Source organism: Hyphomonas sp. ske169 (assembly GCF_056850855.1).
In genome coordinates this window covers 2309496-2336206 of record NZ_CP096146.1, presented here as the reverse complement: position 1 = coordinate 2336206, position 26711 = coordinate 2309496, and the positions used below count along the sequence as shown (strand labels likewise).

Below are 26711 nucleotides of genomic sequence, written 5' to 3'. Positions count from 1 at the left end.
AATAATCATCAACATAGAAAAATTTAGGAGGAATATCGATGTATAAATCCATTCTCATGACGGGCGTTTGCCTGGCGCTTGTGCCAGGTTTCGCCAGCGCACAAGAGTCTGACGGCACTGAGGTGCAGGAAGCGCGCCGTCTTACTGCAGTGACAGTGACAGCACAAAAGCGGGCACAAGACGTTCAGGATGTCCCAATCTCCATCTCTGCCTATGGCGAAGACTTTATCGAAGATTCTGGCGTCGAGACGCTTGGCGATATCTCGCTTTATTCGCCAAACTTCACCATCACCAGTTCATCGCAAAAGACCAATTCCCGTATCGCCATTCGCGGTGTCGGCTCGGTTGGTAATGCAGGCATCGAACCGTCTGTCGGTGTCTTTATTGACGGTGTTTATTATCCGCGCCCGGGGTCTGTCATTGGCAATTTGATCGATCTTGAAGCGATTGAAGTTCTGCGCGGTCCGCAGGGAACGCTTTTTGGCCGCAACACGCCGATGGGCGCTCTGAATGTGCGTACAAAAAATCCGTCTGATGATTTCGAGTATTATGTTGAAGGCGGTTTCGGCTCTTATGATGCTTTTGACCTTGGCGGCGTAATTTCAGGCCCTCTTAGCGACAAGGTTTCTGGGCGTCTAAGCGCAAAATACTCAGAGCGCGGCGGCTATGGCGACAATCTGCTGACGAACGAGGAGTATGGCGAACAGGATGATTTCAATATCCGTGGCAAGCTATTGTTCGACTTGAGTGACAATTTAGAAGTCAAGGTCTCTGCCGATTATGGCGAAATCAACTCAGGCGGTCAGGCGATCGAATTTTTGAATGGCACAGAAAGCCCGGTATTTCTGGGTACGCTTCAGGCGCTTGCGGGGCCTGATGCAGCGCAAATTCTGACAAACGACCCGTTCGATCACGACATCTATCAGGATCACCGCGACAGTTTGGCTGATGAACAGTGGGGCGTTGCGGTTGATGCGTCCTGGGAACTCGGTTCCGGGCACACTCTTCGTTCAATCACCAGTTACCGCGACTGGGAAGCCAAGTATTTCGAGAGCGCAATTCGCCTGCCGATCCAGCTCTTCCCACGCAAGACAGACTATAATAACGAGACCTTCAGTCAGGAATTCCAGCTGCTGTCACCGACGGGTGAGACCTTCGAGTATGTCCTGGGCGCATTCTTCTATGACGAGACATATGAGATCAGTCAGGATTTCGATCTTGGCGCACAATTCTGTATTCCTGTCGTTGCCGGGCTCGCGGGTCTGCCAGCCGCCCAAGGCTGTGCCGCAGGACAGCAGATTGATGCTTCCGATGGTGAGTTTGCCCAGGATCTTCAAAGCATGGCCTTCTTTGGCCAGGGCACATATCATGTGAATGACCAATTATCGTTCACGCTTGGTGGTCGCTGGACATCCGACGAGAAGGACGCTGACTTCTCAAACGTTGTGAACAACCCATTCGTCATTGCGCTCAGCGTGCGTGATAATGAAAACCGCCCGGGTCTGACTGTCGACGATTCAAAATTCACATACTTCGCCAATGCCAGCTACTTCCCGGTTGATGACACAATGCTGTTCGCAACGGTTTCAACGGGTTACAAATCTGGTGGCTTTAACACGGATGGAACGTTCCCCGCCCTTACCGAAGAGCAGCGCGTTTTTGCTGAGGAAGACACGACCAATTACGAAGTCGGTATCAAGACGCAATTGCTTGATAATACCCTTCAGCTGAATGCGACGCTGTTCCGGATGGATATTGAAGGATTCCAGGACCGGGCCTTCGATGGCATTTCTTTCATCACGCGCAATGTCGGTGAATTACGCCAGCAGGGTGTCGAAGCTGATTTCGTCTGGGCTCCGCTCGATCAACTGACCTTCAACGGCGGTCTGTCCTATCTTGATAGTGAATTCCAAGATTATCGAAACGCTTCGCCGCTTCCCGGCGGGCCTGTGCAAGACCTCACCGGGCAGAGAGCGCATTTCGCTCCAGAATGGCAGGGTTCACTTGTCGCCGACTGGACGGACGCATTCACACCCATCTCCGGCACAGAATACTTCCTGCGCGGCGAGACCCAGTATGTTGGTGATCAGAATATCGGGGGTAATACCAATCAGAACCCGCAATCTTTCCAGGAAGGCTATCAGCTCTTTAACGCACGCATCGGCCTACGCGCGGATGATGAGCGTTGGGAAGTCAATCTATTCGGCAAGAATTTGGGTGATGAAGGGTACTGCCTGACGATCTTCGATCAACCTTTTGGGGGCCAACTCGGCGGGGTAAATCCTGTGGCAAATACAATTCCCCAGCGCTGCGCTGTAGGGGCTCCGCAAACTTGGGGTGTGCAACTCAAATTGAGAAACTGATATTCGCAACAGATAATCAGGACACATTACTGACGCCGCCTGTGTTTTCATTGGCGGCGTCTTTCGGTTTGATAGTGTGCGGCAACCCTCATCGGTGACTGAGCGCTAGTGATGGATTTATGGCCTTCAAGGACAAATGTTTGCAACGAACCAAACTATGAGCGCATAAATGTTGGCTACTTTTGTCCGAAAACCTGCAAAAAGCAGTCATTCGCGATTTATGACCTAATGTCTCGATTTGGCGAGAAATTTCCGTTGGTCAGGTCAAGGCCGAACGTCAGCAAAGGGCGTTGCCAGACATTAGATTTTTGAAACGCCTAGATCATCTCGTAAGGCCGCCTTTAGCTTGTCATGAGCCTCATATCGTTCCGCTACGTCGTCATTGGTCTCAACGATTCTGGCGATGGCTCTACGCACATTTGGAGGAGAGACTAAGTCACATCGCATTTGCCAATATGCAAAATTCTTGGCGGCCTTGTCAGATCGAGAGACAGCCGCCTCGTGGTATGCTTCCAACAATCCGATGTATGCCGCTTTGCGTTCTTCAAAGTTCCGTCTTTTCGTCTGACTTCTGTTTTGCAACCAAGACTGAGCGAGGGCCGTTATAATCGAACCAAGACCAAATGCCGTTAAGAGCGGAAGAACGAGCTCCGGGTTCAATTTCTTTGTCCTTTGATGTTGCTCACTGAAATTTTCGCCTTTTGAACGCTCGTATGTCTTTGCGCGTGAGTTTGAACCACTCGCCATTTGCACGTCTATCAGCAAATCGTCGATGCCAGTAACTTTCTATCCCACTAGGGTCGTCGGTCCGTATCGTATGAACAAGATCGACCTTTTCAGGCATTGAAACACCAATCTCCTTTACTCGACGCTCGATCTCCTCACTTCTACCAATTTTGTAATGAGCGCCTGACTTCAAAAGGTACACGAAACCTTCCTGAGCACTTTCCTGGACGGTGTTTGTGTCTCCTTGGTCGGGTAGTAAGTTGGCTATAGCTGCAAACTCTTCATGTCCGGCCACCCAATCGGAAAGCGCACGAAGCAACGAGGCCTTGTTACCAAAGTGCTTCGAAAATGTCGTGTGTGAGGGAAAGCTTTCATTATCGCGCGCATGCATTCGCACATCAACTTCGGCAGGTATTCGTCCGAGTTGTTGAACGAACTCAGCGTATTGTTGAAGAATACGATCCGAAGAAAGTTTACCTTGCTTTTTGTTGGGTTCGAGACCCGCTTCAATAAGAGCCGCACTCCAACTCCTCCAATGAACGCCGTACCACTCAGGTTTTCTAATCCCTGTCTCTCTTTCAAACACGACCATGCCCGGGGCGCGGTTGTTTTTTTCATAAACTCGCTGGATTTCAGATAGTATGAATTCACGAGATGGCATGTTGGTGTCCTGCTTGGGGTATTAGCAATCCCCGTAGCACAACAGCAATTGCTCCAATCTGCAAGTGCGGGTGGGTCGTCTCGTCTGCTTCGTGGGATATTTGAGCTATCAGATTTGGGTCGCATAGCGAACGAATTTGCGCGAAATATTGAATGCCAATCGAAAGACTTGATCATCATGCAAATCGACGACATTGTGACCACGGGCCGCACGGTCCGAGTCCAAGTTGGCGCAAAGTCAAAAACGGACCGCATCTGAGAGCATTGGTTTTGCTCAATAATTATGGCGGCCCGTCTTGGAGTTTCGGTATCTTCCTTCACCGCTAGGTGAGTGTGGTGTGAACTTACTCATCTATCGAGAAACACTTGGTCTATTGCGGCTCAGACGCTCTATTTTACACACTCACGACCCCAACCTTGGCAACGCTTCGATCTCTCCTAAGTCATTGAAAATAAAGAAGCACAACGTTGCCCAACGTAGTCTAACGTAGTCGATCATAGCGCAATATAGCGCTTCGAAGTGGACCGACGTTGCCCATAGGTTGCCCCACTTACACGTCCAGCCATCGTTTAATCACCGGGAAAAGTACTGTCGTTGCGATCCCATCTACGGAACGGCTCGACGAATTGCGCGGCGTAGCGGACTGGAAAGTCGGGGCGTCCAGCGACCCCGAGTTCCCCGTCTCGTGGCTGCGGGCGATCCTTGACGAATGTGCCAAGCAGGTGATCCCAGATCATGGTGAAAAGGCCAAAATTGACATCGCCTTTGACTTTGTGAGCGAGGTGATGGTGGCGATGACCTGGTGCAACCGCCCAAAAATAGATCAGAGGCCCGACCCGCATATCCACGTTGGAATGTTGCAACATGAGCTGGATCGCCACAGCGAAGCCAAGCAGCGCGCCGGTCTCCATAGGCATGCCCATCAGCAAGAGAGGCGTCGTACCGGCTGTAAGTTCAATCGCCTGATGCAGCGGATGCTTCATCAATCCGTTGAACCCATACATCCGTTCAACGCTATGATGGACGGCATGAAGCCGCCAGAGCGCTTCGATTTTATGACTGGCGTAATGCGCCATTGTAATTCCGAAATCGGCGATCAGGATTGTCATCCCGAGTTGAGCCCAAAGCGGCCACTCGCTCGGCCAGACATCGAACCCGGTCGTTATCGCCGCCACAACCGGAATGAAGGCGATCGCCGCGATATTCGATACCTCGTTGATGATCGCATGCAGCGTATCGCGGCCAGCATCCCCCTTTGAGCGGTTCCACGCCGCCTCGAAAGGCGCAATGCGTTCGGCAAGGAAAGACAAAGCGATCGCGGGCAACAGCAGCCCCGCCAACCAAAGTTTACTGCCGTCATTTTCAACCATCCAAAGGGCCGCACCGATAAACCCAAAAAAGAAAATCGGTGCGTATAAATAGCGCGTCGCGTTGCGTAAGGCTGTCATGACTCAGAAGGAACCTGCTGCGATGCCGCCGAAGCATTGGCTTGGCGCAGATCACGCCGTGCCTGGGTTAGAATTCCCCATGCCGAATGGAGAAAAATACCGACAATGATCAAAGCGACAACTAAATCTGGCCACGGCGCGCCGGTCAGCGCGACCAAACCAGCAGCAATTAAGACCGCGACATTGCCGATCGCATCGTTACGTGAGAACAGCCAGACCGCTCTCACATTTGCGTCGCCATCGCGGTAAGGGAGGAGCGGCACGATCGCGACGAGGTTCACGACAAGCGCGCCAAGTGCAAAGGCGCCCATGGCAAAAGGCTCGACCGCGCTCTGGTCAAGTATTCTGTTAACTGTCTCATACAAAATCCAGATCGCCATGACGCAGAGAAACGCGCCCTGCAGCGCTGCCGCCCGAGCGCGCCATGCGAGCGACCAACCGATCGCGAGGATGGCGATAAAAGTGATCGACCCGTCGCCGAGGAAATCGAGCGCATCGGCTTTGAGCGCCTGAGAATTCGAGAAATAGCCGCCGAAGAGTTCGATGAGGCCATAGCCCACATTAAGGACGACAACGATCCAAAGCGCGCGGCGGTAACCGGGCGATTTTTCGATCAGTTCTTCATCGGCGCTGCAACCGCAATCATCAGCCATGGGAAGGCTCCGTTCTTAGGTTTGAAGACGCGCCAAAATGAAAATAGCGTCCAACGCGCCGACAATATTGGGTGTAGTCGGCTCCAAAGTGGCGCTTCAAATGGGGCTCCTCGACAATTGTGATGTAGCCATGAACCAGAAGCGCGAATGCGACAGCGAAAAGGAATGCGAGCAGCGATCCGCTCGCCGTTGCTGCGCCCACAAACATCAGCCAGTAGCCGAGATATTGAGGGTTCCGCGAGCGCCTGTAGATGCCGTGCTCAATGAGCTCGTTTTCCTTCAGGCCGTACACCCGCGCCTGATCGCCATAGGCTTTGCGGCCAAGATAGATCACATAGGCGCCAAGGACGATGATCGCGCCGCCTGGCATTAGCGACCAGAGCGTCGGATCGTAAGCAGAGCCGCGGTCCAGCCACGCCACTGCGAACGTCGCTAGAGCATGGCCATGCATTGCAAAACCGGTCCAGATCGCCATGGGCCAGGAGACGCGGCCCAGCCTTGCGAAATCCCGTTTCACCAAAAGCGCCATTGGCAAGGCCAGGATCGCGTTTGCGATCATGATTGCTGTCAGCCCGTTTCTCAGATCCAATGTCTCAAACATCGGCGTCACCCTTTTCAAATCATCGAGTATTGTCTAATCCCTACAGTCTACAGTGACTGTAGAGGCAAGAGAGAAAGTGACGCCCCGATGAAACCGATGACGATAGGCCGTTTATCCAAGGCAGCTGGCGTGAAAGTTACGACCATTCGCTATTATGAATCCATCGACCTGATGGGAGAGCCGGATCGCAGTGATAGCGGACAGAGACTCTATGGGGATGATGCTGTTCAGCGCCTGTCTTTCATCCGTCATGGCCGCGAATTGGGATTTCCGACGGAGGCAATCCGGGAGCTGATCACCCTGCAATCCAATCCCGGCGAAGACTGCGCGGTCGTCGAAGCGATCGCTGAGGATCAACTCCAAAACGTTCGAACGCGTCTGAAACAACTCCGAGCCCTGGAGCGGGAACTGAAACGTATGATAACGAGCTGTGAGGGGGGCAAGGTTTGCGAGTGCCGCATCATGTCTGCGCTTAACGATCACAGTGATTGTATCGCGCAAACCCACGAACGCGTAACAGCGTTGTAAAAAACAGCTTGCCGCTCTAGTGGCTGTAGAGATTAAAGACATTTGGGCGGTCATCCTGCAAACGGGACAAATGAAGACGGTCATGCAAAGAACCTTCATGAGAATTGTTGTTATGTTCGTCATCGCAACATCTATTTTCGCAGCACCGCTTGCGAACGCCGTCCATATCGAGACCAGCTCAATCGATTTATGCATTGTTGAAGGCGTTCAGGACTTAGCCAATAGAGGACATGCGGACCATGAGCATGACGGTCATTTACATCAGTGCGCTCAGTGTCATGTTCATTTTCATCTAGGCAACCAGCCGCCAAGGTCTGTCCTGGCAGAGGATGGCGATAACCACAGGTTCCCTCTGAGCAGTCGAGCCATATCAGCATCCATATCGCCGCTCTTGCAGCCCCCGAAAACCTGAATCTGTTCGCGAACGCCATTTTACGCGTTCATTTCTCAACAGATTTCGGACCTTTATAATGTCAAAATACATCTATGCACCCACAGCATGTGTTGCACTTGCAATGCTGGGGCACCCTGTATCGATCGCTCAAGAAGTGACGTTGGACCAAACCACGCCCTCTGAGAATGAAGAGCGCGATAATCACGACGACCACACAGAAGATGGTCATGAGAAAACCCTGGACACGATCATCGTCCAAGCGACGCGATCTGGACGTCTGCTTCAAGATGAACCGATGCGCGTTGAAGTGATCGACCAGGAAGAAATCGAAGAAAAAGCGCTAATGAGGCCGGGCAACATCGCGACACTCGTAAATGAAACGGGGGGCATCCGCGTTCAGATCACGTCGCCTGCTTTAGGGGCGGCAAACATTCGCGTGCAGGGCCTTTATGGTCGTTATACGCAATTGCTCGCCGATGGCCTGCCTCTTTATGGAGGGCAAGCCTCGTCGATCGGATTGCTTCAAATCCCGCCGACCGATCTTCGACAAGTCGAGGTGATAAAAGGCTCTGCCACGTCACTTTACGGAGCCTCGGCATTGGGCGGTGTGATCAATTTGGTCTCGCGCAGACCCGGAGAAGAAGCCGAGAACGAAGTATTGCTCAATGTAACTTCGCGGGATGGACAAGACTTGACGGCATACACCGCAATGCCGCTGTCAGATTCCCTCGGTGTTTCATTGACAGCAGGCGCGCATCGACAAGGCCTACAAGATTTTGATGATGATGGCTGGATCGATATGCCGAGCTATCAAAGGTGGACAGCGCGCCCACGTCTGTTCTGGCAAGGCGACAGCGGTGCCGAGGTATATGCCACACTCGGCTTTATGACCGAAGAGCGCGATGGCGGAACACGTGACGGGTTTACCGTTCCAGATGGGAGCTTCTTCCCGCAAGACCAGGATACAGTTCGGCTAGACGGCGGACTGGTCGCTGACATCCCGCTCACCCAGTCTGTGGAGGGGCAGTTTCGTGCATCCGGAATGGTTCAAGATCACGATCACCGCTTCGGCGCGCTGCTCGAAGAAGACCTCCACGAAAGCTATTTGCTTGAGGCCTCCGCATCTGGTGCAAACGCGGGCACAAATTGGGTTGCCGGTGTCGCATGGCAATCAGAGATTTACTCATCCGATACGTTCCCTGCATTCGACTACACCTATGATGTTCCTGGCATTTTCGGCCAGGTCGATCACGACTTCACCGACAAAGTCTCTGTGTCGGTGAGCGCCCGCTATGATGACCATAGCGAGTATGGATCGCAATTCAGCCCTCGGCTATCTGTTCTCTACCGGCCTGGAAATTGGACATTTCGGGGGTCGGTCGCTGACGGCTTCTTTGCTCCGACCCCGTTCGTCGAGGAGATTGAAGCAGCCGGACTGTCTCGTCTCGAACCGTTATCTGGAATTGTCGAGGAGACCGCACAAACGGCATCGTTTGACATTGGCTATCGCCAAGGCGGAATTGAGGCGAATGCAACCTTCTTTGCCTCGGATGTCGATGGAGTGACCAGGCTGGAGCCTTTTGCAAGCGCGCCAGGTGGTGAACTGGACCGCGTACGGTTGGTCAACGCGCCCGGCAAAACCGAGCTTCGTGGAACGGAGCTGCTTCTTCGCTACGTATGGCGAGACTTCAAAGTTACCGGAAGCTACGTCTATATCGACTCAAGTGAGCCAGACGAGCTGGGAACCGGGCGTCAGGAAGTTGCGCTTACACCGAAACATACTGCGGGCATGGTCGCGATGTGGGAACGCCACGGCGAGTTCAGGCTTGGATTGGAGATGTATTACACCGGCGAACAGCGGGTTGAAGACAGTCCGTTTCGTACCACGAGCGACTCGTATCTAGATATCGGTATCCTTGGAGAAAAAACGTTTGGTCGGATCAGTTATTTCATCAATGCCGAAAACATTCTCGACGTCCGACAAACGCGAGAAGAGCCGCTCTTGAGGCCGACACGTGCCCCTGATGGCCAATGGACGACCGACATTTGGTCTCGCAACGATGGGTTCATCGTGAACGGTGGCATCAGGGTGAAATTCTAGTTGGTTTTTTAGTTCGCAAAAACCTGGCCGCCCAATGCACGCTGTGTTGGGCGGTTGGTCGAGCGTCTTAAACTCGTCCCACGATCGTAGCCCGTGATGACTTCATTGGGTCGATAAGCCAATGCTAGCTATTCGTATATTCGCGTCCGGCGATGTAGCTTACGATGATAGGGCGTCAATTATTGGGCATTCCGGGGTGTCGCCTCGAGCGCACTCTTTTGTGATCCCACTTAATGTTCGTTCCAGCCGCTTCAGATCAGCAATTTTCTTTCGCACTTCGGATAGATGCGCGGTGGTCAGCGCATGAACTTCAGCGCAGGAGGGCGCTTCGTCGTTCAGCCCCAACATTGATCTGACTGCGTCCAATCCGAAGCCTAAATCGCGGCTTCGCTTTATGAAGCTCAATCTCGCTAAGTGCGATGGATTGTAGATTCGCTGCTTCCCAACTGATCGAGGAGGGTCGGGCATAATCCCAACCTTCTCGTAATAGCGAATGGTTTCGACCTTCACGCCTGTTGCCGAGCTCAATCGCCCAATCGTGATGTCAGACATGCTTGCACCTATAGTTACTACAGGTTTTATCATGCTCACATGTTGGATGAATTAGAAACAGAAAAAGACGTCCAAAAGCGCGGCGGCTGGTTCGCGAGCGGCGGTGTGGTCGCAAGCTTTTTCGCCTTTATCGGTGCATCTTGCTGCGTACTACCGATCATTCTGGTAAATCTCGGAGTAAGCACGACTCTGGTTGCCAAGCTTGGCTTTTTCGCCCGCAATCAGGCTCTGTTTCAGTGGGTAACTTTGGCCTTGTTGGCGTCGGCCGCGTTCTTCGCATTTCGAAATGGACGACCAAGCATGCGCGTTATCGTATTGCTTGTGATCGGCTTTGCATTGGCAGGCGTTGCGTACATGCTGCCGTCTTATGAGAGGGAAATATTGGAATGGCTGAACTTGATGTAACCGGAGGCTTCATCGCCGAGTCTACGGTGACCTGTCCGGAATGCGGTCATCAATCAAAAGACACGATGCCGACCAATGCGTGTCAGTTTTTCTATGATTGCAAAGGATGCGGAACTGTTCTGAAGCCCAATCCGGGCGACTGTTGCGTTTACTGCTCGTTCGGTGACGTAGCCTGTCCCCCAATCCAAGTCGGCGATGATTGCTGCGGCTAATAATTACTTAGACACCGAAATCAAACATTGGGATCGCTACCCTGTGCAGTTTGGGGTTTTCTGAGCGACTTCAATTCGCACCAAAACGGCCTCTTGAATTGTCTGTTTTGAGTCATCTACCGGACATTATTTGGAGACTAATCATTCGATGAGTCGCCAATATGGGAAGTGGCTTCTCCGTCTTTCGCGTTGGACTGAAAGCGCCCGCTACGGCGACTACATCGGACCGGCGGGGTTTTTCAGGACCATTATAAAAATGTGCGGCGAATGCAGCGAATAGCCAAGGCTTGAATATACCCTATAGGGGTATTATTTATCTGCTGTCGGCATACAACTGACGCGGCGCTGCGCCCGCAACCCGAAAGGAGGCGACTTCATGAAAATCACATCTGTGGGACATACCTTGTCCCTATTCCTCGCTATTACATTTTTGATCTGCATCGGCTGGGGCCTTGTTACGCCCCCAGCGCTGCACATGCATGGTGCCTGGGAAGGTCTGCTCCCCGGCTTTGAGTTCCTGACGCCGCTTGGCTTCGGAATTGGGCTGATCGAGAGCTATCTCTACGGCTGGTATATCGCTCTCGTGTTCGTGCCGCTCTACAACCGGTTCAACAAATCTTCCTGAGCACTATCGGTCGCCGCACCAGCAAGTTTGTGGCGCGGCGTTCCCCTATTTGAGACCTTACATGACCAATCACGACCATTCCCAACACGACCAGCATGGCGATCATTGCCATTCATCAGCGCCCACACCTGATAAAGACTATGACAATATCCCTGCAGAATATTCAGGCATGGTGTGGACCTGTCCGATGCACCCTCAGGTTCGCGAGACCTCGAACGTGGGGTGCCCGATCTGCGGCATGTCCCTCGAACCGGAAACGGTCAGCGCCGAAGAAGACACGTCCGAACTCGACGACATGACAAGGAGGTTCTGGGTCGGGCTCGTCCTTTCCGTGCCTATGGTCGCATTTGTCATGGGCGAAATGATCCCCGGAAATCCGCTCGGCAATCTGGTCAATCCCACTCTCGGCGTCTGGCTGCAGGCGGTTCTGGCGACACCGGTTGTTTTGTGGGCGGGCTGGCCCTTCTTTGTTCGCGGGTGGCAGTCGGTAACACGGCGTAGCCTGAATATGTACACGCTCATCGCGATGGGGGTCGGCGTGGCCTATGTGTATTCACTTGTCGCCTCTTTTGCGCCTGACGTGTTCCCCGAGTCTTTTCGAGGTCATGGCGGGACCGTTCCCGTTTATTATGAAGCCGCCGCTGTGATCGTGACACTGGTTCTTCTCGGCCAGGTCCTCGAACTGCGCGCACGAAGCGCAACATCCGGCGCGATCCGCGCGCTGCTTGAACTATCTCCGCCGACAGCGCGGCGGATGGCCGAGGATGGCAGTGAGGAAGAGGTCGATCTCTCAGAGGTCGGTGCCGGCGACCTGCTAAGGGTGCGGCCGGGTGAGAAAATTCCGGTCGATGGCACGGTGCTGGAAGGACGCTCGTCTGTCGATGAATCCATGGTCACCGGCGAGCCGGTTCCCGTTGAGAAAAACAAAGATGACCGCGTGACTGGCGGCACGGTTAACGGCACCGGGTCGTTGGTCATGCAGGCGACACATGTTGGCGAAGACACACTGCTATCGCAAATCGTTCAAATGGTTGCTGCCGCGCAGCGCTCGCGTGCACCGATCCAGCGACTGGTCGATCTTGTTTCGTCATGGTTCGTTCCGGCTGTCATCATCATCGCCATTCTGACGTTTATTGTCTGGTCGTTGTTCGGCCCCGACCCGGCCATGGCGTTCGCCCTTGTGAACGCTGTCGCGGTTCTGATCATTGCCTGCCCGTGCGCCCTTGGCCTTGCAACGCCAATGTCGATCATGGTTGGTACTGGCAAAGGCGCTTCAAATGGTATCCTTATCAAGAATGCCGAAGCGCTCGAGACGTTCGAAAAAATCGACACGATCGTCGTAGACAAGACCGGCACGCTCACACTTGGTCGCCCGGAACTCGTTCTTGTTAAACCCGCCGGTCCGTTTGATGAGGCCGCTCTTTTAAGCCTTGTTGCCGCCGTTGAGCGTTCGAGCGAACACCCTCTGGCCGAAGCGATTGTTCGGGGTGCTGAAACACGCAACGCGCCAGACTCCACGGCGACAGATTTTCAATCGGTTACTGGAGAAGGCGCGCATGCCAGTGTCGATGGACAGGTGGTCGCGATTGGCAACTCAAAAATGATGAAACGGCTCGGCGTCTGGTCCGATGAATATGGAGTCGAAGCCGATCAGTATCGCTCGGAAGGTCAAACCGTGATGTTCGTGAGTGTCGATGGGGCGTTTGCGGGCATGATTGGCGTGGCCGATCCAATCAAAGAGACAACGCCGGAAGCGATAAAACGATTGCACGCTGAAGGGTTGAAGGTCGTCATGCTGACCGGCGACTCCAAAGCCACGGCTCAAGCTGTGGCAGCAAAAGTCGGGATTGATGAGGTCCATGCGGATGTTTCTCCAGAAGACAAGCACAAGATCGTTTCAGAATTACAGTCTGGGGGCGCGCGCGTCGCGATGGCCGGCGACGGGATCAATGACGCCCCTGCGCTCGCTCAAGCTGACGTCGGCATTGCAATGGGCACCGGGACTGATGTGGCAATGGAGAGTGCTGGCGTCACTCTGGTCAAAGGCGACTTGCTCGGCGTTGCCAAGGCGCGAGAGCTGAGCCGCGCGACGATGCGGAATATTCGTCAGAACCTCTTCTTCGCCTTCATATACAACTCACTCGGAGTCCCTGTGGCCGCGGGTGTGCTTTACCCGTTTTTCGGATTGCTGCTCAGTCCAATGATCGCTGCCGCTGCGATGAGCCTGTCGTCCGTTTCGGTAATCGCCAATGCTCTGCGACTGCGCGCGCTTGAGCTGTAAAGACCACAGCCAATCAGGCGCCCGGGCCCGTCAGGCTTGTGGCTGAGGCAATCGCAATGATGATTCCAATGAAGAGAAGACAATCGACTGTCAGTGTTTGGCGTAAAAGTCTTCGGCCAGCCGCTGGATCTTTGTTTATCTGAAGCGTCACCCAGAATTTGTTAACAGCGCCGACCCCTAAAGCAACCAACGCCAGACTAAACTTGATCGCAAGCAATCTTCCGTAGTCACTTTCGACCAGTGTGGAGACCGAACCGCCAATCTGGAGACTGAGCCAGACACCTCCGGCGATCAAAGTCGGTATGCTCCAGATCGCTACTGCGCTGAAGCGTTTCATGCACTGCAAAAGATCCGTGTCGGACATGGTTTTTACAGGCCACAAAACGATCGGCGCAGTGACCCAAAAGGCCGCAATGGCGACATGGATTGAAACAAAGATCGGGTTTAGCCCGGGCGTATCCATGCCATGGGTGTGACCGCCAAGCCCTGCGCCGGCGAAAACGGTGATCAATCCGGGCACTGAGAGCCATTTCAAGCCTAAGGCTGCAGAGATGAAAAGCACTAGTGCGCCAATCACATAGGCGAGCGTCTGATCCCTGTTCGGCGTCCATACCCAACCGAAAAGGCTGAAATCAAAACTGTCTTCAAGGCCGCCGGCCAGTACAGCATTCATCAAGAACAATCTCAGGCAGACCGCCGCTGATAGAAGAAGTGCGAAGCCAGCGATCAATCGCCGATTCTGGGCCCCGGTGATATAGGCTTGGAGACACAGGCCAGCTGAGCCGAGCAATCCGACATAAAGGACAATTTTGGTAAATAGCGTCAGTGCAACCAGCACCTGACTAGCCAGTGATCGTGAAGTCGACTTCACCCTTCATAACATGACCGTCCTTGGCCACAGCGCGCCATTTGAGGACGTACGTACCGGGCTCGAGCACTGGCAGTGGTACCGAAAACGACTTGCCCATCTCTCCCGGAGGCTCGAACGCGACCTCAACACGATCACCGTCCAATGTCTCAAGGTCCAAACCGGCGAGACCAATGTCCGCCCCGAACGAAAAGTCGAAAGACGCGGGCGCAGCTTCGATCTGCGACCCATCCTCTATGTTTGACGACACGATGCTCGTGTGAGCGAATGCCGGGACCACCGTTACCGAAAAGACCGCGACGGTGGCTATCAGATTTCTGAGGAATTTCATGAGCGCCTCTAGCGTTTGGTAAGACATTTGCTATATCTATATACCCGGTAGAGGGTATTGCCAATGAAAACTGACACAAAAGAATCTGCGCTCAAGCGCCTTGCCCGAATCGAAGGGCAGGTGCGAGGTGTTTCGAAGATGATCTCCGAAGATCGATACTGCATCGATGTCGTCCGGCAGGTCCAGGCGGTCAAAGCCGCCTTATCGGGACTGGAGAAAGTCGTCCTCGACGATCATCTGGAAACGTGCGTCGAGCACGCGTTGACCAGTGAAGACGTGGATGCTCGCCGCGAAAAAGTAGAGGAATTGGTCGCTGTCCTTGGCGGTCGGAAAAAGTGACTTTCAAATATACCCCTTAGGGAGTATAAGATGTTAACCTGTATAGAGGTAATCTGACGGACTTATGTTGAAACTGACGCGCCTTATAATTTTGGTAGCCGTCGCCTTCATGGTGGCGCGACCGGTCATGGCGTGCTGTATTACGGGCCACAACGAGGCCCCGTCATCTGTTCATTCTGCCGAGACGCCTTCTTGCCATGATGCTGCTGATAGCTCGGAGCATACATCATCAGATTCATCCGGCGAGATGCCAGGTGACATGCAAGACCCTATGGAATGCCCCGGCTGTTTCGATTGCGACAGCGCCATCATGCAAGCGCAGACGTTTGATGAAGGCGCCGTACTTACTGAATCGCCATCGGAAATCGCGGTAGCTCTCCTGACGGCGCGATTTGAAGGTTTTCATCACAATTCGACGGTTCTTACGACCGGCCCACCGGGCCAAGCTCCGCCGACAAACCCGACACCCGTAACGCTGAAACAGCGCCTGTTGATTTGATCCGGTAGCGCCGCGCGATCTTGCGCGGTTTTCGCTGCTCGTTTCAATCAACTTGGTGCTGACCTATGCCCCCACTTCGAAAACTCGCGCTTCTGTGCGCTGTCCTGGCAACGCCCCTCATGGCGATGTCTGTCGCTGCGCAGTCCATGGATGAACTCGAATCGCGTCTCTCCGACCATCCAAGTCTCGCCGCGCTCACTTATCAGGCGGACGCCAACCGGGAACGCGGTCGAGCCGCCACGGCATTGCCCGACCCAGTGGTATCGGTCGGGATCAATAACTTTCCGATCTTCGACCCCTCATTTTCGGACTTCCTGCCCACCAATAAGGCGATTGGCGTGCGCCAGGAATTTCCAAACCGGGCTGGCCGCGAAGCGCGCGCGGGAGAGGCGCGCAGCCTTGCGGCGCAGACAGATCTTGTCCGATCAGCGCAGCTCGCGGCCTTGCGCGGCGAACTCATCTCGCTGCTTCATGAAAAAGCCCGTATCGAAAAGCAGCGCGCGCTGGCCGAGCTCCGCAATGCAAAATATGACGAACTGACCCAGGTGGTGGAAACCGAAATCGATGCCGGACGTCCAGCGGTATTCAGGCTTGCTGAAATTGAATCAGAGCGCACGAGCGTCTCCCGCATTCTGGTCGATCTTGATCGCGAGACCGCACAAATTGATGCCCGCCTGATTGATCTTGTCGGCCTGGTGCCAGTCACGCCCGCGCCGCCGGTAACCGCATCGGACTGGACAGGCGAAGCCATGGACTTTCATGCCGTACGTGTCGCGCAAGCCAGCATTCGAGTCGCAGACCAGTCAGTTGATGGTGCTGAAGCGGCATGGCGCCCAAACTGGGGTGCGCAACTGACTTATCAACAGCGTGAGTCCGGCTCGAATTTCGCCGGAGATGACTGGGTCTCCGGCATGGTCACCTTCAGTGTTCCCCTTTGGGCAGAGCGCAGCCAGGCGCCAAGTCTTCGCGCTGCAAAAGCAGATCGCGCGAGCGCCGAAATGCGCTATCAGGCATCTGCGCGCACATCGGCTGCTCGCTTTGCGAGTGAGGCAGCCGCCTGGCGCGCTTCACAGGATAATATCGCGGTTCTCGAGCGCAATATCGCCGCCGTTGAAGACGAAATTGCCGCGCAACTGACCACTTATGAATCCGGTGTCGGTGACTACGCGCCGATTATCGACGGCGAAATCGCCATCCTCAAACTGCGTTCTGACATCGCCACTGAGGCAGCCCGCATGGCCGCCGCGATTGCTCGTATGAACGCGCTCCTGGTGCAATCATGAAACAGTCCTTCGTTATTTTAGCGGCCTCAGCTGCCATTTTAACAGCCTGCGGCGAACCCGCCGCCGTCGTCGGTTCAAGCTCAGGCGCCACATCGGCAACGTCGACCCCGTCAGCTGAAACGTCCCAATACACCTGCCCGATGCATCCGCATTACATCTCGACCGACCCAGATGGTTCCTGCCCGATATGCGGCATGGACCTGGTCCCGGTGAACGTAAACGCAAGCGCAACGCCCGGTGATGGCGCGATCGTGGTGGCACCTGAAATGATCCAGACCATGGGCATCAGGACGGCGCCCGTCAGCGTCACCAATTTTGGGCGGTCATTGCGCGCCTTTGGCACCGTTGAAACAAATGAACGGTTGGAAAATGTCAGCGTCTCGCGGCTTGAAGGCTGGATCGATGACTTGCGCGTCCGGGCCGAGGGCGACACCGTTCGCCCCGGCGCGTTGCTGTACCGCGTTTACAGCCCGGACCTCATCGCTGCGCAGAAAGACTACCTCGCTTCGCTCACGATCGGCAATGAGAACCGTGTCGCAGCGGTTCGCCAACGGCTTCGCTCGGTCGGCATGCAGAATACGGCGATAGAGCGCCTGACTGAGACGCGCACCATAATAGAGCGTGTTCCTGTATATGCGGAATCAGGCGGAACGGTTGCAGAGCTTCAGGTTAGCGAAGGCGACTACATCAAACCTGGCACGCCGATTCTGCGCCTGCAATCTTATGCCGGCGTCTGGATCATCGCCCGCGTACCTGAACAAGACTTGGCGCTGATCGATACCGGGCTTGCAGTCCGTCTTGAGTTTCCGAGCGCGCCAGGCGCGCCAGCGGAGGGCCGGATCAATTATATCTACCCCACGATCGATCCGCGAACGCGAACCGGCGAAGTGCGGATTGAAGTCGACAATGCGGCCGGATATCTGCGTCCTGGCGCCTATGCTGACATTTCGTTGGATCTTGGCGGTGAAGCGCGCCTTTCTGTCCCAACCGAAGCCATTCTTCGAGACAGCCGCGGCGCGCACGTGATTGTGGCTCTCGGGCAAGGCCGGTTTGCCGGGCGCGGCGTCCAGACTGGTATCGCTGCTAATGGCCGAACAGAAATCATTGCCGGTTTGGAGTCTGGTGACCTGGTCGTTGCGAGCGGTCAGTTCATGCTCGATAGTGAGGTGAACCTGCGCGAAGGCTTTTCAAAGCTTCAGGTGCCAGTGGCGACTGCAGCCGGGCCTGACACGCCGCTACCCCAGCTTCCTGTAGACGCCAGCACGCTCGCCGAGATCGACCATTTCACGGACATGGCGCTCTATTTCCACGAGGCGCTGACGGACGGCTATAAGATCGATCCCTATTTCCTCGATCCGGCCTTAGGTCTCGGTGAGACTTTGCGCACACGGTTTGCGAACACAAAGCTGATCCCCGTCCTTGAACGTTCTGAAATCGCGCTGCGCGCGGCAAAAGAAGCCCGTGAAGGTGATGCCCTGAAAGCCGAACTTGAAAGGCTCATGGAAGCGCTTGAACCGTGGTTGCTGGAGGGCGCGCCAATTCATTATCGTGATGCAGGTCTAACACTTTTCCAAGAAGCAGACACAGACCGTCTCTGGCTTCAGGAGGGCTCAGCACCGAACAATCCTTATGGCGATAACGCAGCCAGACCCGTGTCCTGGCCCGACCCTATGGCGGGCATGGCAATCGACACCGGGGAGCGTCCTTCGACCGATCCCCATGCAGGGCATCGCTAGGAAACCGTCATGTCAGATCACTCTCCCCACACGCCTGACGATCTTGCCGGACGCGACCCTTCCAAGTCATGGGTCGCCGGTCTGATTTCCTGGTCGATAACCAACCAGCTGATTGTCCTTGTGCTCTGCGCAGCGCTCGCAGTGTCAGGTTGGATGGCCGTTCAGAACACGCCGCTGGATGCGGTGCCCGATCTTACGGACACGCAGGTCATCATTCGCACAGATTTTCCGGGCCAGAGCCCTCAAATCGTCGAAGACCTCGTTACGTATCCACTCTCGACCAATCTTCTTGGCTTGCCAAAAACCAAGGACGTACGTGGCTCATCCATGTTTGGCACCAGCTTTGTTTATGTCATTTTCGAAGATGATGTAGATCTGTATTGGGCCCGATCACGGTTCCTTGAAGCGCTCTCGCGCCTTGGAAATACTCTGCCGGATGGCGCGGTCCCGCAGCTCGGTCCTGATGCGACTGGCGTCGGCTGGGTTTACCAGTACGCGCTGGTCGACAAAACCGGTGGAACTGACCTGGCTGAGCTGCGCTCCCTGCAGGATTGGTTTCTGAAGCTTGAACTTGCCGGCGTCGAGGGTGTCTCGGAAGTCGCCTCTGTTGGCGGCTTTGTTCGAGAGTATCAGGTCCTGATCGACCCGAACCTCTTACGCTCCTATGATATCCCGCTCCGGCGGGTATCTGAGGCCGTCAAGGCCGCATCCAGCGAAGTCGGCGGCCGTGTTCTCGAACAGAGCGAAAGCGAGTTTGTGATCCGCTCGTCAGGCTATGTTGATGAGAAAGCCGATCTCGAACAGGTCGTTCTTTATGCTGCTGATGGTTCGCCGGTCTTGTTGTCGGCCGTCGCGCGGATCATTGAGGGCCCCGCGCTTCGCCGAGGCGTCGTTGAGTTGAATGGTGAAGGCGAAACGGTTGCCGGGATCGTCATCATGCGCGACGGCGAGAACGCACTGACGGTTATTCAGCGTGTCAAAGCCAAACTTGCAGACCTTCAGCGCGGCCTGCCCGACGGGGTTGAGATTGTCACTGTCTATGACCGTGCGCCGCTCATTGAAGGCGCGGTGAAATACCTCGAAGAAAAACTGCTGGAAGAAGGTATCGCAGTGGCTTTGGTCATTCTGATTTTTCTCCTGCATGTGCGCTCGTCGCTCGTCGCGATCATCACGCTACCACTTGGTGTTCTGGGGGCATTTCTGATCATGTCGTTCCAAGGAGTGACGGCAAATATTATGAGCCTGGGCGGTATCGCCATTGCGATCGGGGCGATGGTGGACGCCTCCATTGTGCTGGTTGAAAATGCGAGCCGCAAACTGTCGGAGATTGGCGATAAGCCAAGCGCGGCGGAGCGACGCCGCACGCTGATCGCGGCGGCGCAGGAAGTCGGTCCAGGCATCTTCTTCTCACTGTTGATCATCACCGTCTCGTTCCTTCCGGTATTTGCTCTGACCGGTGAAAGCTATCGTCTGTTCAGTCCGCTCGCTTTCACCAAGACCTATGCGATGGCCTTCGCGGCCATTCTCTCTGTCACGCTAGTGCCTGTGTTGATGCTGTATCTGATGCGGGGCAAGTTTCGACGGGAGGAAGCTAATCCGCTCAATGCATTTTTCATCTGGGCCTATAAGCCGATCCTTCACGCCGCGCTAAGGTTCAAATGGGTGACCGTCGCTCTTGCCGTCCTAATGACGGCCAGCGTGATCGTTCCGTTGCAGCGCATCGGATCAGAATTCATGCCCGCCCTATATGAAGGCGAACTACTGTATATGCCCACCACGCTGCCCGGCGTTTCTTCGACCAAGATGCGCGAAATCCTCGGTCAGACCAATCGGGTGATGATGACCGTGCCTGAGGTTGAACGCGTCTTTGGCAAGGCGGGCCGAGCAGACACCGCAACGGATCCTGCGCCGCTAACCATGATCGAGACATGGATCAAGCTGAAACCAAAAAGCGAATGGCGACCTGGTATCACGGTCGATGACATTACCGCTGAGCTTGATGCGAAATTACAAATGCCAGGCCTCGTCAATTCCTGGGGCTACCCGATCAAGATTCGTATGGACATGGTCTCAACCGGCGTGCGCACCCCGGTCGGTATCAAGGTCACCGGCGACAATCTGATCGAAATCGAGCGCATCGCACGCGATGTTGAGACAGCCGTTGGGGACGTGCCAGGTACGCGCTCTGCCTTCGCCGACCGCGTGCTCGGCGGCAAATATCTGGAAATCACGCCGGATCGGGCTGAGCTGTCCCGGCGCAATATCGATATGGGCGTCTTCCAGACTGTTGTTCAGACTGCGCTTGGTGGCATGCGTCTCTCCCAATCGGTCGAAGGCCGCGAGCGCTATGACATCATGCTGCGCTATGACAGGCCGTTCCGCGAGACACCTGAAGACCTTGGCAATATCCTTGTCCCAACGCCGACCGGGGCGCACATCCCGCTCGGCGAGCTGGCCACGATCGCTTATACTGAGGGCCCGCCCATGATCCGCTCAGAGAATGCGCGGCTGACGGGTTGGGTATTTGTCGACATCGCGGACCGAGACATGGGCAGCTATGTCAGCGAAGCCAGACAAGTGGTTGCCGACGCAGTCAGCCTGCCGGCTGGCTATGCGGTCGAGTTCTCGGGACAGTATGAACAAATGGAGGCGGCAAGCGAGCGCCTGCAGATTGCTATCCCGGCCGCCATCGGTCTGATCTTTCTGCTCTTGATGCTGCATTTTGGCCGCCTTGATCGAACTGCGATTATCATGCTCTCGTTGCCATTCGGTCTGATCGGAGGGCTGTGGGCGGTCTGGCTCGCAGGCTACAATCTTTCGGTTGCCGTGGCTGTTGGCTTTATTGCACTCGGCGGAATCGCGGTCGAAACGGCCGTTATCATGCTGCTCTATATTGATGGACAAGTACGAACAGAAAACCCGACCAATCGGGAAGACCTGTTTGGCGCCATCACCCGCGGCGCAGCGATGCGTGTGCGGCCAAAACTGATGACCGTGCTGACAATTCTTGTCGGTCTTGCGCCGGTCTTTCTGACCGATGGTCTTGGCGCCGATGTCATGCGCCGCATCGCGCTGCCCATGCTTGGCGGCATGGTCTCAACCCTATTGCTAACCCTGATCGTGATCCCGGCGATCTACTATATCTGGGTTGGCAAAACACTGTCTGCTCGCCGCCCCAAAACTGAGGCAGAGCATACACCTTTCAACAATCCCTAAGGAGATCCCATACAATGAAACCCTTCATTCTTTTCACTGCGAGCGCCTTTGCTCTGACGCTCGCTGCCTGTGGCGGAGCTGACGGCGATGCGCCAGCCCCAACCCCCGCTGCAGACGCACCGATGGACATGGCAGACGGCACCATGGACCATTCTGATCACAATATGGGCGACGGCACGATCGGTCATGGCACAGGCATCATCAAATCTGTCGGTGCGCAGGGCGACTTCCTGACAATTGATCACGGTCCGATTGATGGCATTGGCATGGGTGCCATGACGATGGGTTTTGACATTATGGGCGATGTCGATCTGGCAGGCTTCGCCGACGGCGACCAAGTCGCGTTTATGGTCAAAAAGGGCCGTGACAATTCCTATCGCATCACTGAAATCTGTAATACCGGGACAGATGGTGAAGACTGCCTTGAAGGCATGATGGATCACTAGATCCAGATAGGGAGGGCGTGATATGGGCTTGCTCAGATGGTCTGTTCGAATTCACAAATGGGTTGCCCTGATTATCGGCCTTCAAATCCTACTGTGGATTGCAGGCGGGTTGGTGATGAGCGTGATCCCGATTGAGCAGGTTCGCGGTGAGCACAAGGTGGCTGCGCCTGCGCCACTCTCCCTTTCTCCCATCCTTGTCCTCCCCCTATCAGACGCAACAGACCGCGCTGGTCTGATCGAACTGAGGGGGGCCTCGATAGGTCAGGTGATGGAGCAACCTGTCTGGCGGTTGACGGGGGCTGAAGGCCAGCACTTTGTTGTCAATGCGCAGACCGGAGAGTTGATGACGCCCGTAAGCAGTGATCTGGCTGAGCGTATCGCGAACGCCGATTATTCCGGAACGGGCCAACTGAAAACGATCGAGCGCGTAATTGATCCACCTGCCGAATATGGAAGGCCCGGACCCGTTTGGCGTGCCACGTTCGATGATGGCGATGCAACGACGCTTTACATTGATCCTAGCACGGCAGAGGTCCGGGCGCGTCGATCATCGACCTGGCGGTTCTACGACTTCTTCTGGAAGCTACACATCATGGACTATGATGATGGCGCTGACTTTAATCACCCGCTTTTGATCACAGCGGCAGGAGCGGCAGTATTTGTCGCTTTGTCGGGTTTGATTCTGTTATTTATCAAAATGCGCCGTACGTTGATGGTTTGGCGCCGTTCCAAACGTGGAAACTGATCTCGCAAAATATTCGACGCGTTCACATACTGAAGCTTTGCAAACCGCGTAAGGCGAAAGCTGCGATAAAAGCCGATTCACCTCAGCGGAAGCGCCGCGGGAATGGTCAGCAGAACATGAGCCGCAAACGCCCTGCTTTAGAATCGCTCGACATGGAACTCGTCATTGTCCACTTCGACGCCGGGAGCAGTCATAAGGATCGCAACCCTGTGTACGTTGGGGTTGTCTCAGCGTGTTAAAATCACCCAGATCGCACTCTGATCGAGAGGCAGGAAACAGAAGTGACTTGAGCGGCCGCCAACCTCATGAGATTCAGCGGATGGGGGCCGCAAAATTATCGCGTTGGCTCACTTACTCTTGGGCAGAGTTTATTCTGAAAGGGGGTCTGGCCTTGGAGGCAAACTCAGAATTTTCGGCGTTTCCGAGTTTCAGAATCAAATTTCTTTGAGGTTTGTTCAGTAACACCTGACATGCGCCAATTCTTCCACAAGAAAATTTGGTGGTAACACGGTGGTAACACGAAGACCGAACAACTTATCTTCGGAAATTTTCATCCCGCAAGTTATTGAAATGTTGGGAGAAAATGGTGGTCGATACAAGGTTCGAACTTGTGACCCCTGCAATGTCAATGCAGTGCTCTACCACTGAGCTAATCGACCATCCGTTTTGAAGGAGGCGTCATCCCCTGTTGGAGACGCCAAGTCAAGCCTGAACTGCAACCAATATCAGGCCGCCATCACCCGTTCGACTTCATCGACCAGTTCGCGCAAATGGAATGGCTTGGAGAGCACTTTCGCCCCGGCTGGGGTCGGCGAGCTGCCGGACAGCGCCACCGCTGCGAACCCCGTGATAAAGACGATCTTCATGGCCGGATCGAGTTCGGCGCCGCGGCGGGCGAGTTCGATCCCATCAATGCCAGGCATCACAATGTCGGTGAGCAGGAGATCGAAGACTTCGCGCTCAAGCGCTTCCAGCGCGCCTTCGCCATCTTCATAGTCTTGCACATCATGTCCGGCACGGCGCAGCGACGCCGTCAAAAAACTGCGCATCGCGTCATCATCTTCTGCCAGCAAGATTTTGCTCATCGAACATCGTCCCTAAATTATTCGCACTCTTCATGGTCGATAGACCGTAAACCCTGAGTGAATATGCCGGTAAAACGCAAATAAAAAGTGAGCGTATAAGCGATTTCGAGTCGGTTTGCGATGCTCACCGTTTTTTTTGCCTTGACCTGAGGCACAGAACATCGACCTTGAACCCAATGCAAACTGCCGCTCAATCGCCTAAAACACTGGATGACGCTCTGCCTGAGGCGTACGAAATGACGCGCGCGCGCGCTTTGAAGGCGCCGGTGATTTTTGCATCCCCGCATAGTGGCACTTTGTATCCGCGGCAGATGACAGACCTCTTATCGGTTCCGCTTTGTGATTTGCAGCGCACAGAAGATGCGTTTGTCGATGAGCTTTACGTGTCTGCCCCGCGCCAGGGCGCCATTCTGCTCCAGGCGAATTTTGCGCGCGCCTTTGTCGACTTAAACCGCGATGCGCGCGAGCTGGATGCCAGCATGTTTGCTGATGGCTTGCCGCGGGTGGCTGGCATGCCAAGCGCCAGGGTGAAAGCGGGCCTCGGATGTTTGCCGCGGGTGGGTGCCAGCGGCCGCGACATCTATACCAAGCAGATCACTCGAGCGGATGGCGCATTTCGCTTAGACACGGTCCATGATCGCTATCACGGAGCCCTGCAGGCAGAAATAGAAGCGCTTAAGCAGGACTGGTCCGATGTGTTTATCATCGATTGCCACTCTATGCCGTCCCGCCAGCCTGGCCGATCAAACCTACCGGATGTTGTGCTGGGAGACCGGTTTGGATCAAGTTGCTCCGCGCGGCTCACCTCGAAGGCAGAACGGTTCTTTCGCAGCGAAGGCTTTAGCGTGACGCGCAATGCGCCATATGCGGGCGGGTATACAACGCGCCGCTATGGCCGGCCGCGGCGCGGCGTTCACGTGCTTCAGATTGAACTCAATCGATCGCTTTATATGAATGAGCTGGACGTACAAAAATCAAATGGCTTCAGCCATCTCAAACAGCAAGTGTCGCGCTTGATTGCAGACCTGGTCGATCTCGCCCTCTCAGAGAACACCTGAACAAAAAAAAGAGCCGCGCTAGAGAGCGCGGCTGTATCAGGTAAGGGAGGAAACGCCAGAAGGCGCTAGCACCACAGTGCTGATCTCAATTTATTGTGCGGCGCACAAAATACAACCCCATCTATGCGGCACTGCCGCATAACTCCGATGCACTGACGTATACGTAAGCGTCAAACAATCGCCCCAAAAATTCTAGCGCACTGATTTTTCCAACAATTTAGGCAATCGGCACGCAACTTGCTGTTGAGAGGTCCAATATCCATTTCGGGACTCCGTGAGGGGGCTCCGATCATCCGGGAGAACGGTATGACGGACAATACGGATCTTAATGTCGGAAAGCGTTTGCGCCGACGCCGACGTCTTTTGGGCATGACCCAACAGGATCTGGCCAGCATGGTCGGGGTTCGGTTTCAACAGATTCAAAAATATGAGTGCGGGGCCAACCGTGTGACCGCGTCTCGACTTTACGACCTGTCACGCGCTTTAAACGTCTCGGTTCAATACTTCTTTGACGGTTTAGAAGGCGACTCGCTTCAAGGGACGGCCGCTAACGATGCCGAGCGCCTGGATGCGGACATTTTAAGCCAAAAAGAAACGCTCGAGCTTGTCCGCGCTTATTATCGCCTGGGCGAACGCCCACGCCGCCGCCTGCTTGAATTGGCGAAAGCCTTGGAAACTGAAGCATCTGACACTGGCGCCGCTTGACCTGAACGGACCCGCGCGGCTAAGCGCGGGGCATGACAGCTTCAATCGACTTTGACGCAATCCAAACGGCGCACACGCTTGCAGATGCCGCACGGCACGCTATTGCGCCACATTTTCGCGCCTTAGAGACAATTGAAAACAAGAAAGATGGGGCGGATTTTGACCCCGTCACGGTCGCTGACCGCGCGGCTGAGAAAGCCATGCGCGAAGTATTGGCCAAGCTTCGCCCTGATGATGCGATTCACGGCGAAGAATATGGCAAGCAAGACGGCACAACCGGCTGGACATGGGTGCTCGACCCGATCGATGGCACCCGCGCCTTTGTCGCTGGACTGCCGGTGTGGACCACGTTGATTGGTCTTGTTGATGAACAAGGCGACTCTGTCGCAGGCACCATCGATCAGCCAGTCCTTGATGAACGGTATTTCGGCTCGTCTGATGGATCATTTCTCAGACATGGCGGCAAGGACGTTCCGATCCATGTCTCTGATTGCGGTGACTTGAGACAAGCCGTGATCGCTACGACCGATCCATTTATTATGACGCCGCCAGAACAAGGCGCATGGACGCACTTGCGCCATACGGCGCGGATCACCCGCTATGGTTTAGACGCTTATGCCTATGCGCGCCTCGCAGCAGGAACGATTGATTTGGTCGCCGAAGCAGGACTAGCGCCCTATGATGCCGCGGCGCTCATACCGGTCGTTCGCGGCGCCGGCGGTCTTGCCTGTGACTGGCGCGGAAACCCAGCAAAACCGGGCGGGCAACTGGTCTGTGCCTCAAATCAAGGCGTCCTTGATCAAGCTCTGATATCGCTCCGCCGATCGGCAAACTAAAGCCATTCAAGAAC

The 26711-nt window shown here is 55.0% G+C and carries 25 protein-coding genes and 1 tRNA gene; 17 read left to right on the top strand and 9 right to left on the bottom strand.

The window, feature by feature from the left end:
* Positions 1–38 precede the first annotated feature (38 nt).
* A complete protein-coding gene (locus tag MY069_RS11395) occupies positions 39–2363 on the top strand; it encodes a TonB-dependent receptor (protein ID WP_482793909.1) in 2325 nt (774 codons plus the stop codon).
* Between the two features lie 682 nt (positions 2364–3045).
* Here MY069_RS11395 and MY069_RS11390 read toward each other — a convergent pair.
* The 4 genes from MY069_RS11390 to MY069_RS11375 form a co-directional block, all read right to left on the bottom strand.
* The gene (locus tag MY069_RS11390; RefSeq protein ID WP_482793908.1) at positions 3046–3750 is read right to left on the bottom strand and encodes a GIY-YIG nuclease family protein; all 705 of its coding nucleotides are present in this window, start codon (positions 3748–3750) and stop codon (positions 3046–3048) included.
* A gap of 569 nt (positions 3751–4319) precedes the next feature.
* Entirely contained in the window at positions 4320–5198 is an 879-nt protein-coding gene (locus tag MY069_RS11385) for a sterol desaturase family protein (RefSeq protein ID WP_482793907.1), read from the bottom strand.
* Positions 5195–5851: a cation diffusion facilitator family transporter gene (locus MY069_RS11380; protein WP_482793906.1), complete on the bottom strand. Its 657-nt coding sequence runs from the start codon at positions 5849–5851 to the stop codon at positions 5195–5197. The genes MY069_RS11385 and MY069_RS11380 overlap by 4 nt, the downstream gene beginning before the upstream one ends.
* Complete coding sequence (locus tag MY069_RS11375; protein WP_482793905.1) at positions 5844–6452, bottom strand: methyltransferase family protein; 609 nt, start codon at positions 6450–6452, stop codon at positions 5844–5846. The genes MY069_RS11380 and MY069_RS11375 overlap by 8 nt, the downstream gene beginning before the upstream one ends.
* Before the next feature lie 87 nt (positions 6453–6539).
* Here MY069_RS11375 and MY069_RS11370 point away from each other — a divergent pair, with 87 nt between their 5' ends.
* Together MY069_RS11370 and MY069_RS11365 are read left to right on the top strand one after the other, a co-directional pair.
* The gene (locus tag MY069_RS11370; protein WP_482793904.1) at positions 6540–6980 is read left to right on the top strand and encodes a MerR family transcriptional regulator; all 441 of its coding nucleotides are present in this window, start codon (positions 6540–6542) and stop codon (positions 6978–6980) included.
* 470 nt (positions 6981–7450) lie between these two features.
* Positions 7451–9475, top strand: a complete 2025-nt coding sequence (locus MY069_RS11365) for a TonB-dependent receptor plug domain-containing protein (RefSeq protein WP_482793903.1) — start codon at positions 7451–7453, stop codon at positions 9473–9475.
* 159 nt (positions 9476–9634) lie between these two features.
* Here the strand turns inward: MY069_RS11365 and MY069_RS11360 are convergent, their stop codons facing one another.
* A complete protein-coding gene (locus tag MY069_RS11360) occupies positions 9635–10027 on the bottom strand; it encodes a MerR family transcriptional regulator (protein ID WP_482793902.1) in 393 nt (130 codons plus the stop codon).
* Between the two features lie 39 nt (positions 10028–10066).
* On the opposite strand from MY069_RS11360, the gene MY069_RS11355 reads away from it, so the two are divergent.
* The 4 genes from MY069_RS11355 (at position 10067) to MY069_RS11340 (ending at position 13550) form a co-directional block, all read left to right on the top strand.
* Positions 10067–10432, top strand: coding sequence for a hypothetical protein (locus tag MY069_RS11355; protein ID WP_482793901.1), 366 nt, complete (start codon positions 10067–10069; stop codon positions 10430–10432).
* Entirely contained in the window at positions 10414–10644 is a 231-nt protein-coding gene (locus MY069_RS11350; protein ID WP_482793900.1) for a GDCCVxC domain-containing (seleno)protein, read from the top strand. Before MY069_RS11355 ends, MY069_RS11350 begins: the two co-directional genes overlap by 19 nt.
* Before the next feature lie 376 nt (positions 10645–11020).
* Positions 11021–11269 carry a DUF5676 family membrane protein gene (locus MY069_RS11345; protein WP_482793899.1) on the top strand — a complete coding sequence of 83 codons (249 nt, stop codon included), beginning with the start codon at positions 11021–11023 and terminating at the stop codon, positions 11267–11269.
* 61 nt (positions 11270–11330) lie between these two features.
* Complete coding sequence (locus MY069_RS11340; protein ID WP_482793898.1) at positions 11331–13550, top strand: copper-transporting P-type ATPase; 2220 nt, start codon at positions 11331–11333, stop codon at positions 13548–13550.
* A gap of 13 nt (positions 13551–13563) precedes the next feature.
* On the opposite strand, the gene MY069_RS11335 is transcribed toward MY069_RS11340, so the two are convergent.
* The gene (locus MY069_RS11335) at positions 13564–14388 is read right to left on the bottom strand and encodes a CopD family protein (RefSeq protein WP_482793897.1); all 825 of its coding nucleotides are present in this window, start codon (positions 14386–14388) and stop codon (positions 13564–13566) included.
* A 4-nt stretch (positions 14389–14392) separates the two neighbouring features.
* A complete protein-coding gene (locus MY069_RS11330; RefSeq protein ID WP_482793896.1) occupies positions 14393–14749 on the bottom strand; it encodes a copper resistance CopC family protein in 357 nt (118 codons plus the stop codon).
* A 63-nt stretch (positions 14750–14812) separates the two neighbouring features.
* On the opposite strand from MY069_RS11330, the gene MY069_RS11325 reads away from it, so the two are divergent.
* From MY069_RS11325 to MY069_RS11295, 7 genes are all read left to right on the top strand, one after another.
* Positions 14813–15088 (top strand): metal-sensitive transcriptional regulator, encoded by a 276-nt coding sequence (locus MY069_RS11325; RefSeq protein ID WP_482793895.1) that lies wholly within the window; start codon positions 14813–14815, stop codon positions 15086–15088.
* A 64-nt stretch (positions 15089–15152) separates the two neighbouring features.
* The gene (locus tag MY069_RS11320; protein ID WP_482793894.1) at positions 15153–15587 is read left to right on the top strand and encodes a hypothetical protein; all 435 of its coding nucleotides are present in this window, start codon (positions 15153–15155) and stop codon (positions 15585–15587) included.
* 65 nt (positions 15588–15652) lie between these two features.
* Positions 15653–16870, top strand: a complete 1218-nt coding sequence (locus MY069_RS11315) for a TolC family protein (RefSeq protein WP_482793893.1) — start codon at positions 15653–15655, stop codon at positions 16868–16870.
* Positions 16867–18606 (top strand): efflux RND transporter periplasmic adaptor subunit, encoded by a 1740-nt coding sequence (locus MY069_RS11310; RefSeq protein WP_482793892.1) that lies wholly within the window; start codon positions 16867–16869, stop codon positions 18604–18606. The genes MY069_RS11315 and MY069_RS11310 overlap by 4 nt, the downstream gene beginning before the upstream one ends.
* A gap of 9 nt (positions 18607–18615) precedes the next feature.
* A complete protein-coding gene (locus MY069_RS11305; protein WP_482793891.1) occupies positions 18616–21822 on the top strand; it encodes an efflux RND transporter permease subunit in 3207 nt (1068 codons plus the stop codon).
* Positions 21823–21836: 14 nt separating this feature from the next.
* Entirely contained in the window at positions 21837–22268 is a 432-nt protein-coding gene (locus MY069_RS11300) for a copper-binding protein (RefSeq protein ID WP_482793890.1), read from the top strand.
* A 22-nt stretch (positions 22269–22290) separates the two neighbouring features.
* Positions 22291–23013 (top strand): PepSY domain-containing protein, encoded by a 723-nt coding sequence (locus MY069_RS11295; protein ID WP_482793889.1) that lies wholly within the window; start codon positions 22291–22293, stop codon positions 23011–23013.
* A gap of 584 nt (positions 23014–23597) precedes the next feature.
* Here MY069_RS11295 and MY069_RS11290 read toward each other — a convergent pair.
* Positions 23598–23672, bottom strand: a tRNA-Val gene (locus tag MY069_RS11290).
* A gap of 66 nt (positions 23673–23738) precedes the next feature.
* Positions 23739–24098, bottom strand: a complete 360-nt coding sequence (cpdR, locus tag MY069_RS11285) for a cell cycle two-component system response regulator CpdR (protein ID WP_482793888.1) — start codon at positions 24096–24098, stop codon at positions 23739–23741.
* 236 nt (positions 24099–24334) lie between these two features.
* Between cpdR and MY069_RS11280 the strand changes: the two genes are divergently transcribed.
* The 3 genes from MY069_RS11280 (at position 24335) to hisN (ending at position 26697) form a co-directional block, all read left to right on the top strand.
* The gene (locus tag MY069_RS11280) at positions 24335–25156 is read left to right on the top strand and encodes an N-formylglutamate amidohydrolase (RefSeq protein ID WP_482793887.1); all 822 of its coding nucleotides are present in this window, start codon (positions 24335–24337) and stop codon (positions 25154–25156) included.
* A 306-nt stretch (positions 25157–25462) separates the two neighbouring features.
* A complete protein-coding gene (locus tag MY069_RS11275) occupies positions 25463–25861 on the top strand; it encodes a helix-turn-helix domain-containing protein (RefSeq protein WP_482793886.1) in 399 nt (132 codons plus the stop codon).
* Positions 25862–25893: 32 nt separating this feature from the next.
* Positions 25894–26697 (top strand): histidinol-phosphatase, encoded by an 804-nt coding sequence (gene hisN / locus MY069_RS11270; protein WP_482793885.1) that lies wholly within the window; start codon positions 25894–25896, stop codon positions 26695–26697.
* Positions 26698–26711: the final 14 nt, after the last annotated feature.